16 protein-coding genes, 1 tRNA gene and 2 pseudogenes are annotated in these 19,516 nt (G+C 42.2%); 9 read left to right on the top strand and 10 right to left on the bottom strand.

The features are described from left to right. Positions 1-49: 49 nt before the first annotated feature. From ACRWSG_RS07285 to cysG, 8 genes and pseudogenes are all read right to left on the bottom strand, one after another. Positions 50-1,312 (bottom strand): aromatic amino acid transport family protein, encoded by a 1,263-nt coding sequence (locus tag ACRWSG_RS07285; protein WP_138618656.1) that lies wholly within the window; start codon positions 1,310-1,312, stop codon positions 50-52. A gap of 153 nt (positions 1,313-1,465) precedes the next feature. Then, positions 1,466-1,657, bottom strand: a complete 192-nt coding sequence (locus tag ACRWSG_RS07280; protein ID WP_138600937.1) for a hypothetical protein — start codon at positions 1,655-1,657, stop codon at positions 1,466-1,468. A 176-nt stretch (positions 1,658-1,833) separates the two neighbouring features. After that, on the bottom strand, positions 1,834-2,604 hold the full coding sequence (gene cysQ, locus ACRWSG_RS07275) for a 3'(2'),5'-bisphosphate nucleotidase CysQ (RefSeq protein ID WP_462165979.1): 771 nt from the start codon (positions 2,602-2,604) through the stop codon (positions 1,834-1,836). 3 nt (positions 2,605-2,607) lie between these two features. Next, positions 2,608-3,204, bottom strand: a complete 597-nt coding sequence (gene cysC, locus ACRWSG_RS07270) for an adenylyl-sulfate kinase (RefSeq protein ID WP_058586654.1) — start codon at positions 3,202-3,204, stop codon at positions 2,608-2,610. 14 nt (positions 3,205-3,218) lie between these two features. Further along, positions 3,219-4,946 carry an SLC13 family permease gene (locus ACRWSG_RS07265; RefSeq protein ID WP_462165977.1) on the bottom strand — a complete coding sequence of 576 codons (1,728 nt, stop codon included), beginning with the start codon at positions 4,944-4,946 and terminating at the stop codon, positions 3,219-3,221. A 32-nt stretch (positions 4,947-4,978) separates the two neighbouring features. After that, on the bottom strand, positions 4,979-6,403 hold the full coding sequence (gene cysN / locus ACRWSG_RS07260; RefSeq protein WP_462165976.1) for a sulfate adenylyltransferase subunit CysN: 1,425 nt from the start codon (positions 6,401-6,403) through the stop codon (positions 4,979-4,981). Then, positions 6,403-7,302, bottom strand: a complete 900-nt coding sequence (gene cysD, locus ACRWSG_RS07255; protein WP_054554821.1) for a sulfate adenylyltransferase subunit CysD — start codon at positions 7,300-7,302, stop codon at positions 6,403-6,405. The genes cysN and cysD overlap by 1 nt, the downstream gene beginning before the upstream one ends. Positions 7,303-7,337: 35 nt before the next feature. Further along, positions 7,338-8,758 (bottom strand): annotated as a pseudogene (gene cysG, locus ACRWSG_RS07250) (siroheme synthase CysG). Between the two features lie 271 nt (positions 8,759-9,029). On the opposite strand from cysG, the gene deoC reads away from it, so the two are divergent. Both deoC and ACRWSG_RS07240 read left to right on the top strand, forming a co-directional pair. Continuing rightward, positions 9,030-9,773 (top strand): deoxyribose-phosphate aldolase, encoded by a 744-nt coding sequence (gene deoC / locus ACRWSG_RS07245; protein ID WP_462165975.1) that lies wholly within the window; start codon positions 9,030-9,032, stop codon positions 9,771-9,773. Further along, positions 9,763-10,263, top strand: a complete 501-nt coding sequence (locus tag ACRWSG_RS07240; protein WP_462165974.1) for a hypothetical protein — start codon at positions 9,763-9,765, stop codon at positions 10,261-10,263. The genes deoC and ACRWSG_RS07240 overlap by 11 nt, the downstream gene beginning before the upstream one ends. 44 nt (positions 10,264-10,307) lie before the next feature. On the opposite strand, the gene ACRWSG_RS07235 is transcribed toward ACRWSG_RS07240, so the two are convergent. Both ACRWSG_RS07235 and ACRWSG_RS07230 read right to left on the bottom strand, forming a co-directional pair. Then, positions 10,308-11,438 (bottom strand): CsgG/HfaB family protein, encoded by a 1,131-nt coding sequence (locus ACRWSG_RS07235; RefSeq protein ID WP_462165973.1) that lies wholly within the window; start codon positions 11,436-11,438, stop codon positions 10,308-10,310. A gap of 125 nt (positions 11,439-11,563) precedes the next feature. Continuing rightward, entirely contained in the window at positions 11,564-15,448 is a 3,885-nt protein-coding gene (locus ACRWSG_RS07230) for a hybrid sensor histidine kinase/response regulator transcription factor (protein ID WP_462165972.1), read from the bottom strand. Between the two features lie 216 nt (positions 15,449-15,664). Here ACRWSG_RS07230 and ACRWSG_RS07225 point away from each other — a divergent pair. The 7 genes and pseudogenes from ACRWSG_RS07225 to rplL all read left to right on the top strand — a co-directional run bounded on the left by ACRWSG_RS07225 (position 15,665) and on the right by rplL (position 19,424). Then, positions 15,665-15,741 (top strand) — tRNA-Trp (locus ACRWSG_RS07225). 132 nt (positions 15,742-15,873) lie between these two features. Beyond that, a complete protein-coding gene (gene secE / locus ACRWSG_RS07220) occupies positions 15,874-16,251 on the top strand; it encodes a preprotein translocase subunit SecE (RefSeq protein ID WP_036971579.1) in 378 nt (125 codons plus the stop codon). Between the two features lie 4 nt (positions 16,252-16,255). Next, positions 16,256-16,813 carry a transcription termination/antitermination protein NusG gene (gene nusG, locus ACRWSG_RS07215; protein WP_054554826.1) on the top strand — a complete coding sequence of 186 codons (558 nt, stop codon included), beginning with the start codon at positions 16,256-16,258 and terminating at the stop codon, positions 16,811-16,813. 214 nt (positions 16,814-17,027) lie between these two features. Next, a complete protein-coding gene (rplK, locus tag ACRWSG_RS07210) occupies positions 17,028-17,456 on the top strand; it encodes a 50S ribosomal protein L11 (protein WP_462165970.1) in 429 nt (142 codons plus the stop codon). Positions 17,457-17,460: 4 nt separating this feature from the next. Further along, complete coding sequence (rplA, locus tag ACRWSG_RS07205; RefSeq protein ID WP_054554828.1) at positions 17,461-18,165, top strand: 50S ribosomal protein L1; 705 nt, start codon at positions 17,461-17,463, stop codon at positions 18,163-18,165. Between the two features lie 319 nt (positions 18,166-18,484). Continuing rightward, on the top strand, positions 18,485-18,979 hold the full coding sequence (gene rplJ / locus ACRWSG_RS07200) for a 50S ribosomal protein L10 (protein ID WP_054554829.1): 495 nt from the start codon (positions 18,485-18,487) through the stop codon (positions 18,977-18,979). Between the two features lie 81 nt (positions 18,980-19,060). Beyond that, positions 19,061-19,424: pseudogene (gene rplL, locus ACRWSG_RS07195) on the top strand (50S ribosomal protein L7/L12). Positions 19,425-19,516: the final 92 nt, after the last annotated feature.

The raw sequence follows: 19,516 nt of genomic DNA, 5'->3' as shown, positions 1-19,516 counted from the left end.
AAGCCCAGCCGATTTCCCGGCTGGGCTTCTATATCTAGCAATGATGGGATTACTTAATCATGCTGTAGATAAGCGCAAATACGGCTAGAGAGCCAACTGTTAATACGAACAGTGTGCTTAAGCGGTTTCTGTATTTGTGTAAGCTAGGTACTTTATAAACGGCAATCATTGGCATGATGAAAAGGATCATGGCGATGATAGGGCCTGACAGCTGATCCATCATGTCTAAAATACTTGGGTTGATCACCGAGCAATACCAAATAGCAAAGAACATGATAACAGTGCCAATCTTATCAACGAGTTTAGGGTTCATATGGGCTTGCTTACTAACAAGGCCGTTGAAGCTTTCACGGGCACCTAAGAAGTGACCTAAGAATGAAGACGTAATCGCGATAAAGGCTACTAATGGCCCTAAGGTAGCAATAAACGAGTTATCTGTAATATTGGCAAGGAATGACAAGATAGACACGTTATCAGCTTTTGCTTGTATCATTTGTTCAGTAGATAGTGACAGCACACACGAGAATACAAACAGTAAAACAAACACGATTAATAGTAGGCTAGTACGCTTTAGAATTGCTTCTGACTTCATTTTAGCATTGTTGCCATAGTGAGCACGTTGTACATGCACAAAGCTTGAGATCGCAGCTGCGTGGCTAAATGAGAATACAATGATAGGTATTGATAACCAAAGTGTTTTCATAAAGCCTGAAAACTCAGGGACAGACACATCTGGCATTTGCCAGCTTGGGATCAGGTAAATCGATAAGAAAAACAAGATAGCGACGAGAGGATAAACAAGGATTGCAAAAGCACGTAACATCAGTGCTTCGCCACCAAGCATTAAACTGATCATACCGCCAACGAGTACACCAGATAACAGTACGCGTGGTGGTGATTCCATACCTAGTTGATTAACGATAAAGCTATCAACAGTGTTGGTTAATCCAACACCGTAAATAAGTAAGATAGGGAAGATAGAGAGAAAATACAGTAAAGAGATTAAGCGCCCGGCGTTAATGCCAAAGTGTTCTTCTACTACATCGGTAAAGTCTGCTTCAGGCTGTTTTGATGATAAAACAAATCGGGCTAAGCCTCTGTGAGCTAAGTAAGTCATCGGAAAGGCAAGACACGCCATGATAATCAAAGGCCAAAATCCGCCGATACCGATATTAATTGGTAAGAATAAAATCCCTGCACCGACTGCGGTGCCAAATAAACTTAATACCCATTGGGTGTCATGAAGATTCCATTTTGAGTTACTACTTGTTGTCGATGCATCATACGGCATAGCATCTTGATGTGTGTTCATTAGCACTCCACTATTAGAATAATAATTGTCGCGCAGCATATAGAAAAGCGACTTAGAATGCATGTTTTAGCGTTGTATTTAAATAACTATGCTGTAAGGAGAGACTTACAAAAGAAGAAAGTTGGGCTTATTTATAAAGCCCAGTTGTGGTATTTATTCTGCTGCTGCAAGTGCGCGAGCTTTAATATCTGCGGCAAATGCTAAACCTTTCTTAAAACGTGCCTCAGCTGCAGTGATTTCACTTTCATCGCCATTAGCGGCAAGCACTCCTTGTGAAAGGGCTTTATAAAGTGCGCTAATTTGGGCCTCGTAGCCAGATTCAATTGCTTTTTCAACAGTCGTCATGGTTATTCCTTTATGAGTTTGAGAGAGCAAAATACTATAGGAACAAGGACTTATTGGCTAGATGATTGTGGTCATAAAGTAGGGAATATGAAATTTTGATATTTATTTTGCGATGACAGGGGAGACGCTGGGTTTCGCTACGCTCTACCCAGCCTACGGTATTTAACGGAATGCTTTTAGTCCTGTAATGCCGATACGACAAAATACGGATTCAGATACTCTTCTTTACTGTTATACAGTAGTGGGCTGCCATCGAGTTTGCTAACCGTTGCGCCTGCTATTTCGGCAATCGCATGACCTGCTCCGGTATCCCACTCACAGGTTGAATTTAGGCGTGGGTATATATCAGCACTACCTTCGGCAACAAGACAAAGTTTTAGCGAGCTGCCCTTTGAAACCATTTCTACATCTTCAAACTGTTTTACAAATTCAGCTAGATCAGGAGAAGGGTGTGAACGGCTGCCGACAACACGGATAAGCCCTTTATTTGGTTTACGGGTTACCTTAAGTTCAATGCGCTCATCACCTTTATCTTTAAAGGCACCAATTGCCTCAGCAGCAATATACGACACACCTAATGCCGGTGCATCGACAACAGCTAATACTGGTTTACCTTTTTCAATCAAGGCAATGTTCACTGTAAACTCGCCATTCTTTTTAATGAACTCTTTGGTGCCATCAATTGGGTCTACTAACCAGTAGCGTTGCCAAGTTTGACGGATATCCCAGCTAATATCAGCGCTTTCTTCGCTTAGAATTGGTACATCAGGGGTGAGATGTTGTAAGCCATTCACAATCACTTTGTGAGCTGCTAGGTCGGCGTCGGTCACTGGGCTTTCATCAGCTTTGTACTCAACATTAAAGTCCTTTTCGTAAATCCCCATTATTGCACTGCCGGCTTGGCGTGCGAGGAGTAAGATTTCTTCTAGCAGTTCCGTTTGATTCATGACTTAACCTATAATTTGCTGTTGTTTTAAATACGCTACCAGCTCTTGCACCGATTGGTCTAGGGTGTTTTTACTGGTATCGATTTTAATTTCTGGCGATGTAGGGATTTGATAGTCTGAGTCGATACCAGTGAAGTGCTTAATTTCACCTGCGCGCGCTTTTTTATACAGCCCTTTAGGGTCGCGTGTTTCACACACGTCGAGCGGGGTATCTAAAAATACTTCAATAAACTCACCATCCTCTACTAAGTTTCTTACCATATCGCGTTCGCTTTGAAATGGCGAAATAAATGCGGTTAATACCACAAGACCGGCATCGACCATTAGCTTTGCCGTTTCACCAACGCGGCGAATGTTTTCCACGCGGTCTTCATCTGTAAAGCCAAGATCTTTACACAAGCCATGACGCACATTGTCGCCATCGAGTAGGTAGGTGTGAACACCTAATTGGTTTAATGCGCTTTCTAGTGCGTTTGCAACAGTGCTTTTGCCTGAGCCTGAAAAACCTGTGAACCATAAAATGGTTGGCTTATGCTTTTTTTGCTCACTACGCTGTGATTTGCTAATGGCGTAATTATGCCAAACGATATTTTCATCCATTGTCTTTACTCTCGTTATTGAAATGGGAATACCAGCGGTATGAGTGTTAAAACCGTAATCGAGTAAATAATCGATAAAGGTAAACCCATGGCAATGTAATCTTTAAGGCGGTAATTTCCCGCGCTGTAAACCATCAAGTTAGTTTGATAACCAAATGGCGAAATGAAGCTCGCTGATGCACCAAATGCGACAGCCATAATAAAAGGCAACGGTGATACATCAAAACCAACGGCGAGTGCATACGCTACCGGAAATGAAAGCGCGGCAGCGGCGTTATTGGTAATAAGTTCGGTAAACAAAACCGTCATCAAGAATATTGCGATAAATGCGCCGTAAGGTCCAAAATCACCTAATACGTATAACATGGCTGATGAAATTTCACCGGCAAGGCCTGTGCCTATCATGAGTTTGGCAAGGCCAATAGCACTACCCACTACTGCGAGTAACTCAATTGGAAAACGACGTTTTACTTCACTTAGCTTGATTGTACCCGTTAGCATTAAACCGATAAGAAGAACGAGTAGACCTTTCACTAAGGGAACGAGGCCGACAATACTTAACCCCAATACGGCTGCAAAACTTGCTAACACAATATTTGATTGCTTAGGTTTTAAATGGGTTTGTAAATCAAGGCCTGAAATATAAACGAACTCACGTTTTAAATTAGGTAGCGAGTAAAACTCTTTGCCAGGCGCTAGGATCAGCGAGTCACCAGCTTGCAACTGAACTTTACCCAAACCACCTTGTAAACGGTCATGGCCGCGGCGAATAGCAATAACGGCAGCATGAAATTGTTCACGAAAGCGAACTTCTTTAATTGTTTTACCAATGTATTTTGAAGAATGGCTAACAACAACTTCAACTAAGTGCTCAACGTCTTTCTCATGTTTGTCGTGCACAACTTTTAAGCCGTCAAATTGGGTGAGCAGAGGTACTGACTTTATATCACCTACAAAAAGTAGTACGTCACCTTCTTTGATAACTTGTTTTGGGGTAACCGCACAGATACGTTTATCACCACGAATTATTTCGGCTAAGAACAAGTCTTTTAATTCACGAAGGCCATTTTCCTCAACACTTTTACCAATGAGTTTTGAGCCTGCTTCTACTTCACCTTCTAGGTAAAAGGGCACTACTTCTTGGTCGTTTTTACCGTTATCTGGTAAATACTTGAGCATCACTAAAATGGTGATAAGGCCAACGCTCAGTGCGCCTAAGCCAATCAAGGTAAAATCAAAAAAGCCAAGCGGCTCCATGCCCGCTTCAACGGCAAAGCCATTAACAATTAAATTGGTTGAGGTGCCAATCAGGGTGATCGTGCCACCTAAAATGGCGGTGTATGATAAAGGCAATAAAAGTTTAGACGGTGAATGTGTTGGGCTTTCTTTTATCGCACTGATCAGCGATGCCACTACCGCAGTATTATTGGTAAATGATGATAAAAAGGCGGTTGATAAACCAAGCTTGGTCACCGAACTTGTCAGGCTGCCTTTCGAAAGAGACTGAGCAAGCTTTTGCACTAACGTGGTTTTTTCTACAGCTATCGAAACGAGTACAAGTAAAATAAGGGTAATTAAAGAAGGGTTTGCATAGTTAATTAGCATATCTTCAAGGCTTATTAGCCCTGCTAAATAACTAATACCAATGGCGCCGACAAATAACCATGCAGGTTTTAGTCGAGTGCCAAAAAGGCACCCCACTAATACCAGCATAATGCCTGTTAATACCAGCTGTTGATACATGCTTTTTACTTCCTATAACAGGCGAATAGTGGTTATTTAAGCTTAGTTATATCAAGCGCTTGCCAATGAGGGAAGTGCTTGCGTACTAAAGCGTTAAATTCAACTTCAAAGTCGCTAAAGCTACTTTGTTGTTCTTCAGTGCTAAGTAATTGCTCAATCATACCTGCCGCAACGGTTAGGTTTGATAAGCGGTCAATTAGGATAAACGCACCTGTTTCATGGTTGTTGTGGTACTCATCAGCCAAAATTGTTTCTGTAAGCTCTAAGGTTACAATTGCAATTTCGTTAAGTTGTAATGAATCAGCTTGACCATGCTCAAGGGTATTTACATCAATCGTGTAATCGATTTTTCTTACCACTGCCGAGGTATTTTTGCTGCCTAACTTAAAGTTATAGCTTTTACCTAATACTAACGGTGCTTCATGCATCCATACTAGTTTAGCTTGAATACGGTTTGTTACAGCAGCTTTTGAAGCGGCTGGTACAATTACATCGCCACGGCTGATATCAATTTCGTCGTTTAACGTTAAAGTGATTGCTTGGCCTGCTTCAGCGGTATCTAAGTTGCCATCGAAAGTGACAATCTCTTTGATGCTTGAGCTTTTACCTGATGGTAATACTTTTACAGCATCACCCACGCTGAACTTGCCAGACGTTAGAGTGCCTTGGAAGCCACGGAAGTCTAAGTTAGGGCGTACCACATATTGCACCGGAAGACGCGCTTCAAAACCGTTATCAATTTCAGCCGCTGGTGAGTCTTCAAGTAACTCAAGCAGTGGTTTATCTGTGTAATAAGGTGTGTGCTCTGAGCGTGTAACTACGTTGTCACCTTTTAGCGCTGACATAGGCACAAACTTGATATTAGTAACGTTTAGTTGATCTGCAAACTTAAGGTAGTCGGCTTTGATTTTTTCGTATACGGTTTCATCGAAATCGACGATATCCATCTTGTTGATAGCAACAACAAACTGCTTAATACCTAATGAGTCACAGATAAAGCTATGACGCTTAGTTTGTACTTGTACGCCGTAACGCGCGTCAACTAAGATAATCGCCACATCACTGGTTGATGCGCCGGTTACCATGTTGCGAGTGTACTGCTCATGTCCTGGCGTATCAGCAATAATGAACTTACGTTTTGCTGTTGAGAAGTAACGATAAGCAACGTCAATGGTAATACCTTGCTCACGTTCAGCTTGCAGACCATCTACAAGAAGTGCTAAATCAAGCTCTTCACCGGCATTACCGACTTTTTCATTGTCTTTATGCAGGGCTGCAAGTTGGTCTTCATAAATTTGGTGACTGTCATGTAAAAGGCGGCCAATCAGCGTTGATTTACCGTCATCCACACTACCACAGGTCAGCATGCGTAAAAGGCTTTTGTCTTGTTGACGTGCAAGGTAGGCGTCGATGCCTAACTCTCTTACTTCATTAATCGTGTCGTTTGTTTTAGACATTAGAAATAGCCCTCACGTTTTTTCTTTTCCATTGAACCAGCAGAGTCGTGATCAATCACGCGGCCTTCACGCTCAGAAGAGGTTGAAAGCAGCATTTCTTCGATAATTTCAGTTAAGGTACCTGCTGTTGATTCCACAGCACCCGTTAGCGGGTAACAACCAAGAGTACGAAAACGTACCGACTTCATTTGCGGTACTTCGCCTTCTTCTAATGGCATACGCTCATCATCAACCATGATTAGCGTGCCGTTACGCTCAACGACTGGGCGTTCTTTGGCAAGGTAAAGTGGAACCATTTCAATGTTTTCTTGGTAGATATACTGCCAAATATCCAGCTCAGTCCAGTTAGATAACGGGAATACACGAATGCTTTCACCCGGATTAACTTGGCTGTTGTAGGTATTCCAAAGCTCTGGACGTTGGTTTTTTGGATCCCATCTGTGGTGTTTATCACGGAATGAATAAACACGCTCTTTAGCTCGTGATTTCTCTTCGTCACGACGAGCACCACCAAATGCAGCATCAAAGCCGTATTTATCTAACGCTTGCTTTAAGCCTTGCGTTTTCATGATGTCGGTGTGCTTTGCTGAGCCGTGTACAAATGGATTGATATCAATCTCTAACCCTTCAGGGTTTTTGTGGACGATTAAATCAAAGCCATACTCTTTAGCTAGGCGGTCACGAAACGCGATCATTTCCTTAAACTTCCAGTTGGTGTCAACGTGTAAAAGTGGAAATGGGATCTTTGCTGGATAAAACGCTTTACGCGCTAAGTGTAATAACACAGATGAATCTTTACCGATTGAGTAAAGCATCACCGGGTTTTCAAACTCAGCAGCAACTTCGCGCATGATTTTGATACTTTCAGCTTCTAATTGCTGAAGGTGTGTTAAAGCCATTGTTAGTCGTCCTACTAAAATGATTAAAAGTTAAATTAAGCTACGCCAGTAATTGGCTGGGCAAAGCTGCTGGTTTGTTCTGTTTGACCAAACCATGCAAGCTGATGGTGCAATGATGCAACTTCACCAATAATTAATAGGGCGGGTGAAATAATGCTATGGCGCGAAATCAAGTCGGCCAGCTCACCTAATTGCCCTGTTACCACACGTTGTTCTTTACGTGTGCCATTTTCGATAATGGCAACCGGTGTATCTGCACCGCGGCCATGTTTTAATAGTTGTGCTTGAATATGTGGTGATTTAATCACGCCCATATAAATCGCTAAGGTCTGATTTGGCTTGGCGAGTGACTGCCAATCTAATTCTTGACCATCTTTTTTACAGTGACCTGTTACAAACTGAATGGCTTGCGCATGATCTCTGTGAGTAAGTGGAATACCGGCATAAGCGCTACAGCCTGCAGCAGCAGTAATACCCGGTACGATTTGGTAACGTACCTTATTCGCGGCAAGAACTTGTACTTCTTCACCACCACGACCATAAATAAACGGATCGCCACCTTTAATACGGCATACTTTTTTGCCTTGCTTGGCAAAATCGACCAACATCTGATTGGTATCTTCTTGCGCTACGCTGTGATCGCCTAAACGTTTGCCTACGCAAACTAGGTCTGCATCACGGCGTACTAAATCCATAATTTCATCAGAAACCAAATAATCATATACCACCACATCAGCTTGTTGCATTAACTGTAGTGCTTTTAGTGTTAATAGCTCTGGGTCACCTGATATGCACCAACAACATACACTTCGCCTTCAGGCTCTGGCTTTGCATCTAACAGTTGCTCTAACTGCGCTGTTGCAGCGCCGGTATTACCCGCTTGCACTTTACTTACAACTGATGAATCAAATACGCCTTCCCAAAACTGGCGACGATCGGCAAAGTGTTTAAAGCGTTGTTTTACTTTGTCACGAAAGCTACCAACTAATGTAGCGAGTGGACCAATATGCTGTGGAATAAGCGTTTCGAGTTTTTCGCGTAAACGACGTGCTAATACTGGCGCTGTGCCTGCGCTTGAAATTGCAATAGTGATTGGATCACGGTCAACAATTGATGGAAAAATAAAGCTGCACTTAGGTTGATCATCCACCACGTTAACGAAAATATTGCGCGCATTCGCAAGTTCGAACACGTCTTTGTTAACGCTGTCTATATCAGTTGCAGCGATCACCAGCATTTGTTGATCTAAATATTGTTCTTTGAATATATCAGTGATCAGGTTTACTTCGTTTTGCTTAGCAAGAGCAAGTAGCTCATCACAAAATTCAGGGGCGACTAGCGTCACATGAGCGCGCGCTTTTAAAAATGCACGGCATTTGCGTAACGCAACATCTCCACCGCCGACTACCAGCACAGGTTTGTCGTCTAATTTGGTAAAGATTGGTAAATATTGCACTTTGTTCTCACCCCTAAAACACATCAAGAAACTGCTTATTGCAGGCAAGCAGAATATAGTGCTCTAAAAAAAGTAAAAAATAATTAAAACCAAGTTTATATAACTAAAAGTTATACCAGGTGGTTTGTTTTGGCTTAAGACTTAGTTAACAAGGGATTGCGGCGAGTTACAAGTAAATAAGCAGCCTTATGGTGATTAGTTATGATTTATAGCCGAATGATAAAAATTTGCTACTATAGGTCACTAATATGGCAACACAACTATAAGAACTATGACTAAAATGCAAACAAGCGCTGCCCAAGCGGTGGCACTGATGGACTTAACAACTCTGAATGACAGCGACACAACACAAACCATTAATAACTTGGTTGCCAGTATTGAGCCAACGTTAGGCATTCCTGCAGCGGTTTGTGTGTATAGCCAGTTTGTTAGCGATGCAAAGCTTGCTCTCGCTGAGCGCGAACTACAGCAAGTCAAAGTGGCTACAGTTACTAACTTTCCTAGTGGGGAGCAATCGTTAGAGCAAGTGTTAAATGAAACCCTGTTTGCCATTGAGCGCGGCGCTGATGAAATTGATTTAGTGATCCCTTATAAAGCGCTAATTGCCGGTGATGAGCGCAAAGTTTTAGAGTATGTCAAAGCGTCAAAAGAGGCATGTGGCACTCAAGCGCAGCTTAAAGTCATTATCGAAAGTGGCGAATTAAGCGATGACCTCATTGTAACAGCAACAAAGCTGGCAATTGATGGCGGCGCTGACTTTGTTAAAACCAGTACCGGTAAAGTGGCTGTTAATGCAACGCTAGCTGCAACAGACATCATGTTAAGCACTATAAAAGCGAGTCGCAAAAAGGTTGGTTTTAAGGCGGCAGGCGGGGTCAGAACAGTCACCGATGCTGCTGAGTATTTAGCCCTAGCTGAGTCAATTATGGGTGAAGCGTATTTACAACCTGAGCTATTTCGTTTTGGCGCTTCTGGGTTATTAAAAGATGTGTATGCAACATTAAATGAATCGTGAAAGTGAACAAGAAAAAATAGCGCTCGAGCATGGTGCAGCAAAATTGTTTTTGCGCTGTTACGAAAAGCAGTTTGGCGTAAGTATGCGCAATATTTGGCATAACACGCCGAGCAAACCAGACGTGAGTTGTTACAAAGGTGATGAACGGCTTGATATTGAAGTTGCACATTTATATGCCAGCGAAACAGAGGCAATGGCGGTGTTAGGTCGATCGCTGTCTATCTCAATGCAACGAGATCTTGCTGAAATGGCTTTAGCACCGAGTAACGAGCGTTTGCACTGTGCTTTACATCGCTTGCTGGCACAAAAAGCTAAGAAACACTACGAGTCTACTCAGCCTTGGTTATTAATTCGAAATGCCAGTACTATATGGCATCTTGATGATTTTAAGTCAGTACTTACTCACCTTGATGTGCCTAAGCATCATCCATTTCAACAAATTTGGTTGTTATGTGATTTTTATCGTGGTGAGTTATTACAAATTTTATAACTAAGGTTTTAAACAGCCAGTGCTGGCACTGGCTGTTAGTTTGCTTAGTTAAATTTAAACATACTGCCAAAGCTTTCTAAACTTGATTTGTTCGTTTTGGCAATACACCCTGAATCATCAAGAGACTTTTTAGTTGTCTCATCAGCAAGGCCTGTCACTTTCAGCTTTTTTTCTTGCTGATACTCAGTGAGCGCAATCACCGTTGCTTCATCGTACTCTACGTCTTCTATTTCATATTCTTCGTAGTGAGGCTGCCTTTTCAAATAACCCAAACAAACCAAGTTCAGTCGTGACATCGCTAAGTCTGTTTTTTCGTAGTAAGGCATTCTGTGAGTTGGAACACTAACCGATGCAACTGGCTTTTTAGCGGGTGCTGCTGCGGTTACTTTTAGTGGTGCAGGGGCTGTATGGCCAGCTGCAATGGTGTTATCACTATTATAGCGATAATAAGTTGTTGGCACTTTTGATTCTAAAAACTCAACAGCTTTTACGATCACTTCGCGCAATGCTTTTTCTTTTGGTGTATTTGACCAGCTACTTAAGTTACCACCAACGAGTGCGCCACCAAAATTGGTTGCTGCTGATGTAAAGTCAAAATCTTTACTACCACCCTCAACACTGGTAGCGGCTAGAATACGAGAAGTACGCGTATCGATTAATCGTAAATCAATCGCCATGTGCGAACTTGAAAAACCCGCCGATACCGAGCTAAATACATCACCGATAAAGCCACCACTGCCGACACGAGTGCCTGAGTTGTCATCATCAAACTCTGTGACTGCGGCAACCACAACAATTTCGGCTCCCTCTATTTCACCATACGCAGCACCAGAAGCTGCACTCACACGGCCTGACACAGCAAGGTCTTGTTCTGATAATACGGCATCAAGTGCTTGTCGCTCTAAAACAATGAACCGATTGGTGCTAACTAATGCGGTTGTAAGTTGATCGGCCATACCTTCACCAATTTCTTTACGCCACCAACGTGAATCGTTTGATTTATCAGTAAAGCGGGCAACAGCGATCCGAGCTTTTGGGCCATTGTATTGCTGCTGTGCAACTTCGTTTATATCTGGGCTATTGGTATTGCTGGTGGTTGTCGAAGTACTCTGGCATGCAGTCAGTGCCGCAGCAAGTAACGTAATCGAAATTGCTTTGTGTGTTTTGGTGAGCATATGACTTTCCTTAACTTATATCTCATGCAGTAAATAACGCCGCACTATGGGCTTTGTTGTTATTGACGTTTGTATGGATAAGCTATAAAAATCAGTGTTTTATTAATAGCACTCAGGCGAAAACTTTATTCACTGACGCGAAATTCGGCATGTTTTTGATGTTTTTCTCGATACTGTTTTGGTGATAAGCCAACATAGCTCTTAAAGCTTCGGGCAAAATAGCTTTGTGAACTAAAACCTGCTTGCTCTGCGACTTGACCAATTGCTAGTTCGCTATCGATTAGCTGTTTTTTTGCAAACTCTAAGCGAGTATTGCGTAAATAATCAGAAGGTGTTTGTGAGTACAAGGCTTTCATTTTTAGTTGCAGAGCTCGAGAGCTTAAACATAACGCAGAGGCTAGCTGCTCAACCGAGAAGCTTTCATCTTGGTAGTGTGCTTGTACTGTCTGCTTAAGCTTTTCAGTGAAGGAATAATCTTTATTTTGTACTGTTACAGCGGCTGTATCACTATTCAGAGGAGCTGCCAGTTGTGCTGTTAGGTGTTGGTTTAAAATATGTCTTAGATTAAGCAGTCCTTTTACTCTGCTAACTAGTAGAGTAGGTTCAAAAGGTTTACTCAAAAAATCATCAGCTAATAAATCCAGCCCTTTTAAGCGGCTGTGGGTATCTGCTTTAGCAGAAAGTAATAATACCGGAATGTGGCTGGTGGCTGGGTTTGAACGCAGTGCTGCTAATAATTGATAACCATCCATATTTGGCATCATCACATCACTAATAATGAGCTCAGGTAAGTTTGACTGGCAAAGGTCGAGAGCTTGCTGACCATCAGTTGCACAGATACAGTTAAACTCTTTATTAAATAAAGAAAGGAGTAGCTCTGCCATTTCCTCATTATCTTCAACAATCAGCAGTGTTGGTTGTGAGGTATGAACTTGCATAGCGCTACTGGCTTGATTATCAGCACTTTCAATCATAGGTAATGACACAGTAAAGCAGCTACCTTCAGCGATTTTACTGCTTACACTGATAGAACCACCGTATTGTTCAACGAGTTGTTTTACTAAGCTCATGCCAATACCACTTCCTGCTTCTGACGATGTTAAGCGAGTAAAGCGCTGAAAAATCGACTGCTGATGCTCACTGGCAATACCCACACCGGTATCAGTAATTTTAAACTTTAACGCTTGTTGTACTTCACTAAGGTGAATATCGACTGTGCCACCTGCAGGGGTGTACTTAAGAGCGTTGCTTATCAGATTACTAAAAATCGAGTGAGCATGTTCAGGAGCAAGGTTAATCTTAAGTGCTGTAGTGGTGGTGTCAGTGAAGCTAAATTGCAGCTGTTTTTGCTCATACAGAGGCCTGAAATCCGCCACTAAATCTGTTAAAAATGGCGTAATAGAATAGGGGCTGACAGTGTAAATTGCCGTGCTTGGGCGTTGACTCAATTGTAAAAGTTGATTGATTAGCTCTAGTAAGCGTTGGCAGTTTCGTTTAATACTGGCTAGTTGCGTTTGAGCTTTTGGATCGGCATTGCTTCGCTGCAACTGACTGATAGGAGCGAGTATTAAGCTAAGTGGTGTTTTGAGTTCGTGGCTAATGTTATCTAAAAACTGGTCTTTTAATTTGTTTAGCTCAATTTCGGTTTGCTTCTCTTGCTCTGCTAGTTTGCGCTTGTACAAGGCATTTAACACAAGCCAAGTCAGTGCTAAAGCAAACACAAAGTAAATACAGTAGGCTAGTTTAGTTTGCCACCAAGGAGGCACAACAGTAAGTTCTAACAGCTGTGTACTGTCACTCCATTGACCATATTGATCTTTTGCTTTTAGCAATAACTGGTAGTGACCAGCAGGCAGCTGTGGATAGTTAATTTGTCTAAGGGATGCATCGGTATATAAAAATTGCTCATCAAAGCCAGCTAGCTTGTAGCCATATTGATAATGTTTTGGAGTCGCACCATTTTTTAATGCACTAAATTTAAAGCCGATAACCCCAGCAGATTGTGCAAACGAGAATGTCTGAGTTGCACTAGCAAGGGTATTGGTTTGCTTATCAAAATGATTACTTTTAATTGTTTGGTTATTAAGTAATAACTCAGTTAACACTGGCGTAGGGGGTGTGTGCGATAAGGTTAGTTGCTCAGGGTAAAAATGATTGTAGCCATTAATACCACCAAAAAATAACTCGCCATCGTCAGCTTGAAAGCTCGCACCTAATATAAATGATTGATGCTGAATGCCGTCTTCTGGTAGAAACTGCTGCATTTGCTGCGTGCTGGGGTTATAACGAGTGAGTCCGCCATTGGTTGCAAGCCAAAGCATGTCTTGTTTATCGGCAAGAATGTCAAAAATGTTGTCATTAGCTAAACCTTGTTGTTCAGTAATCTGTTTCACTGTGAGGGTATGCTTGTTGACTTGATTCAAGCCTTGCATGGTGCCAACCCAAATGCTGTCGTCATTCAGCAATAAAGAGGTGACCATGTTATGGCTAAGCCCTGCCTCACCAGAGCTTTGTTCATCTAATAAACTAAATTGCTCTGTTGATATATCGAGTTTATTGAGTCCTGCTCGGGTACCAATCCACAGTGCATGCTCTTTATTATCATAAGCCAAAGTAAATACGGTGTTGTTGGCAAGGCTATTTTGCGTATCACTGTGTTTATAGTGAGTTACTTTGGCAGAGGCTGGCTCGAAACGGGTTAGACTTTGGTTACTACCAAGCCAAAGCGCACCTGTTTTGTCGCTGGTAATTGCGTAAACACGGTCACTGGCTAGCTGGTGGCTTTGCATGGTGAAAGCTGTAAACTCATCAAGGCTGTCTTGATACTTTATTAAGCCGCCTCCGTACGTACCTATCCACAACTGCTGGTTAGCGTCTTCGTGTAGGGCAAATATATTGTTATTGGTTAGGGCGTCTTTAAAGTGCTGATAACCAGAGGTTGTTTTGCGATTGAGTCCATCACGGGTACCAACCCAGACCTCACCATTGGCTCTTTTAACTATTGAACGGACAAAGTTATGACTTAACGAATTTGCTTGAGAGGTTTTTAATTGATGAGAGAACTGTTGCTGCTTAGGATCATAGCGGTGCACACCATAGCCGTCTGTGCCCAGCCAAATAATACCTTGCGAGTCTTGATAAAGAGAAAGCAAATAGTCGCTGCTTAAGCCATTGTGGTTTTGTTTGTCATGACGATGTTGAGTGAATCGCTCTTGTAAGTCAGCACCTGCAGGTAAAAGGTATAGACCTTGCCCGTAGCTTGTAAGCCAAAGGTTTTGCTGTTGGTCAACGAGGCTGTCTGTTACCCAGATTCCATTAAACTGTTCGATTTTTTCACTACTTTGCGTTGCTAAATTTAATATATAAAGACCTTTTTTAGCGCCAATAAGCAGCTTTTCGTCATTAAGCAATTTGAGATGCCAGAGCGGCACGGAAATCTGAGCATGCTGAGTAAATTGCTCAGTGCTTGAGTTAAATGAAATAAGCCCTTTATCTGTGGCAAGCCAAATTAGTTCATCGGTAATAACAATGTCTCGAACCAGTGGCTGCGCTGATTCATAGTGAAAGTGTGTAAAGCTATTATTTGATACATCAAAACGGGTTAATTTACCGTGTTCGTGGCCAAGCCACATAACATCGTCTTTAGCTAACGCCATAGACCAAATTTTATCTTCACTTAGGCTTTCATTATGGTGTGTAGAAAACACCTCAAACAGACCGGTTTTAGGGTTGAGTCTATTAAGCCCTTTGCTTGCAGTCGAAAACCATAGCTGGTTTTTACTATCTCTAACACAGCCTGTAATCCAATTCCCTGAAATGCTTTTATCATCGCTGTTAGCTTTAAAACGCTTAAATTCATAACCATCAAAGCGATTTAAGCCACCTTGTGTGGCAAACCATAAAAAACCTTGTTGGTCAGTGATGCTGCAAGTGATTGAATTTTGGCTCAGGCCCTGCTGACTATTAAAAGTGCTAAGGTGTAAAGAACGGGCACTACTCTGATTAGCCATCAACAAAATGAGGCATAACAATACAATATTAAAAGGGGATTTTAATAGCAGCACACTGATCCATGTTGTTTTATGTTCCTGTAATGGGTTTATGATAAACTGCTTTTTAATCAATGTTAATATTGATTTTTAAACGAACTGATGAGATTTTAACTAATGGGTATCTTTTACTCTTGTGTTAATGAATTGCGTAAGTATAATAGGCATCCACTTTGCAGGGGCGTAGTTCCAATTGGTAGAACAGCGGTCTCCAAAACCGACGGTTGGGAGTTCGAATCTCTCCGCCCCTGCCACTTTTTACACAATGTGTGCTAAGTCTGAAATTAAAAATCGGTTTAAACAAGTCAGTTTTTAAGTTTAGATTTTAATGGATTAACCCTGCCAGAGCGCAGGGTTGTTGTGTCTGTAGTTAAGGTAAAAATATTATGAGCACGAATGTAGAAACACCATCAAGTGCGATGGATTCAGTAAAGTGGATTGTAGCAATTGCGCTACTAGCAGGCGCAGTCGTTGGTAACCACATGTATGCAGACCAATCTGTATTATTACGTGCTATTGGTGTAGTGGTTGCTGTTGCAGCTGGTTTAGGCATTGCCTCACTAACTGAAAAAGGTCGTACTTTTCTTGCGTTTGCAAAAGAAGCACGTATCGAAGTACGTAAAGTTGTGTGGCCAACTCGCCAAGAAACAACACATACGACATTAATTGTAATGGTTGCAACTGTGATTATGGCGCTTATCCTTTGGGGATTAGATGGCATTTTATTCCGCGCAGTAGGCTTTTTAACTGGATTGGAGATCTAATCCCATGTCGGATGAGAAGAACGAAAAGAAACTACGTTGGTACGTAGTACAAGCTTTCTCTGGTTACGAGAAGCGTGTAGCACAAACTATTCTTGAGCACATCAAGATCGAAGGTTTGGAAGATAGTTTTGGTGAAGTATTAGTACCAACTGAAGAAGTTGTTGAGATGCGCGCTGGCCAAAAGCGTAAGTCTGAGCGTAAATTCTTCCCAGGTTACGTACTAGTTCAAATGGACATGAACGATGCAAGCTGGCACCTAGTGAACAGCACTGCTCGTGTTATGGGCTTCATTGGTGGTACGTCTGATCGTCCAGCACCAATTAGCCAAAAAGAAGCTGACCGCATCTTAAACCGTCTTCAAGAGAACTCTGAAGCACCTAAGCCAGCTACATTATTCGAGCCAGGCGAAGTTGTTCGTGTTATCGATGGTCCATTTGCTGACTTCAGCGGTGTTGTTGAAGAAGTTGATTACGAGAAGAGCCGCGTGAAAGTGTCTGTTCTTATCTTCGGTCGTTCGACACCTGTTGACCTTGAATTTGGTCAAGTTGAGCAAGACAAGTAAGTAAAAAATTAAAGCTGCCAAAATCGTTTAATATTTTGGCAATAAGCTTGAAAAAGGCCGCTGATTAACTTATAATCAGCGGCCTTTTTGTGTTAGGGCAAGTTACAACTTGTTTTATCACTAAAAAGTGAGAACCAATTTTTAAACTGGGAAGCCGTTAGAGTACGCGTCCTCGCGCGCACAAGGCTATGACCCACCAAATGAGGTATTTATTATGGCTAAAAAAGTTGAAGCTATTATCAAGCTACAAGTTGCCGCTGGTATGGCTAACCCTAGTCCTCCAGTAGGTCCAGCACTAGGTCAACACGGTGTAAACATCATGGAATTCTGTAAAGCGTTCAACGCACGTACAGAATCTATCGAAAAAGGCGCTCCAGTTCCTGTAGTGATCTCTGTTTACGGTGACCGTTCTTTCACGTTCGACATGAAAACTCCACCGGCTGCTTACTTACTTAAGAAAGCTGCAGGCATCAAATCAGGTTCTGGCCATCCTAACACTGAAAAAGTGGGTACAGTAACTCGTGCTCAACTTGAAGAAATCGTTGAGACAAAACGACCTGACCTTACAGCGGCTGATATGGACGCTGCAGTTCGCACTATCGCAGGTTCTGCGCGTGCGATGGGCTTGAACGTAGAGGACTAAGATAATGGCAAAATTAACTAAACGTATGCGTACTATCCGCGAAAAAGTGGATGTAACTAAAGATTACGAAATCAACGAAGCAGTTGCTCTTTTAAAAGAGTTAGCGACAGCTAAATTCGTAGAAAGTGTTGACGTTGCTGTTAACCTTGGTATCGATGCTCGTAAATCTGACCAAAACGTACGTGGTGCAACTGTACTACCTAACGGTACTGGTCGTGAAGTTCGTGTTGCTGTATTCACACAAGGCGCTAACGCAGATGCTGCGAAAGAAGCTGGTGCTGAATTAGTGGGCATGGAAGATCTTGCTGATCTAGTTAAGAAAGGCGAGATGAACTTTGACGTTGTTGTTGCATCTCCAGACGCTATGCGTGTTGTTGGTCAACTAGGTCAAATCTTAGGTCCACGTGGTCTAATGCCAAACCCTAAAACTGGTACTGTAACGCCTAACGTTGCAGAAGCAGTTAAAAACGCGAAAGCAGGTCAAGTTCGTTACCGTAACGACAAGAACGGTATCATCCATACTACTATCGGTAAGGTTGATTTCACTGCTGAGCAACTTCAACAAAACCTTGAAGCTCTTATTGTTGCGCTTAAGAAGGCTAAACCTTCTCAAGCAAAAGGTACTTACGTGAAGAAAGTAACTATCTCTACAACAATGGGCGCAGGTGTTGCTGTTGACCAAAACTCTCTAAGCACAGTTGTTGCTTAATTAAGAGTTTACATGGCGCGAAATTTGAACTATAATTTTGCGCCATTTTGTTGAGAAAGTTAATTTCAAAACAAGTAAAGAATTCGGGTTGAAGTCCATAATTTCGTAATGCCTTCGGGTAAAAACGATAAATTGGACTTCCGTCCAAGACCGTAGGCGGCTTCGGCCTTAATATTTTACCTACGTAGACGGTGTGAATCCCCAGATAGATTTTTCCTAATCTTCTGGCTCTCGCCGTAAAAAGCATCTCCATCTTAGATGGGGAAGAGTAGAACAGGGAAGCCAATTTCGGCAACCCATTAAACCAGGAGTAACACCCATGGCTTTAAATCTTCAAGGCAAAAAAGCAATTGTTGCTGAAGTCAACGAAGCAGCCACTGGTGCTCTTTCTGCAGTTGTTGCAGATTCTCGTGGTGTAACAGTTGGTGCTATCACTGCCCTTCGTAAAGAAGCTCGTGAAGCTGGTGTATGGATGAAAGTTGTTCGTAACACTTTAGCTAAACGTGCTGTTGAAGGTACAGATTTTGAGTGCCTTTCTGACTCACTTGTAGGTCCAAGCTTAATCGCTTTCTCTTCAGAGCACCCAGGTGCTGCTGCGCGTATCTTCAAAGATTTCGCGAAGAAGAACGAGAAATTCGAAGTTAAGACGGCTGCATTTGAAGGTAACGTAGTAGACGCAGCTATGCTAGCAACTCTACCTACTTACGACGAAGCTGTTGCACGCTTAATGAGCGCTATGAAAGAAGCGTCTGCAGGTAAATTGTGTAAAACAATTGAAGCAGTACGTGTACAGAAAGAAGAGCAAGCTGCTTAATTTTAAGCTGTTTTTTTGTTCACTTTCGGTGTAATATTTTTTTTGGGCTATATTTAGTCCGTAATAATTAGGAAATTTGTAATGTCTGTAACTAAAGACCAAATCCTTGATGCTATTGCTGAAATGTCAGTAATGGACGTTGTTGCTCTAGTTGAAGCAATGGAAGAAAAATTCGGCGTAACTGCAGCTGCTGCTGTTGTTGCTGGTCCTGCTGCTGAAGCAGCTGAAGAAAAGACTGAGTTCGACGTAATCCTTACTGGCGCTGGCGCTAACAAGGTTGCAGCTATCAAAGCTGTACGTGGTGCTACTGGTCTTGGCGTTTAAAGAAGCTAAAGCACTTGTTGAAGCTGCTCCTGCACCTATCAAAGAAGGTGTATCTAAAGAAGAAGCTGAAGCACTTGCAAAAGACCTTACTGAAGCTGGTGCTGAAGTTGAGGTTAAGTAATCTAGCTTACGCTAGGTTCGCTGCCTGAGTAATCAGGCAAGGGCTGGTGATTATTTAATCACCGGCCTTTTTGCGCTATAGAGCGATGCAAT

Source organism: Pseudoalteromonas sp. GB43, from assembly GCF_054923805.1.
The sequence above is the reverse complement of the archived record's forward strand: the minus strand, read 5'-3'. Positions and strand labels throughout refer to the sequence as shown.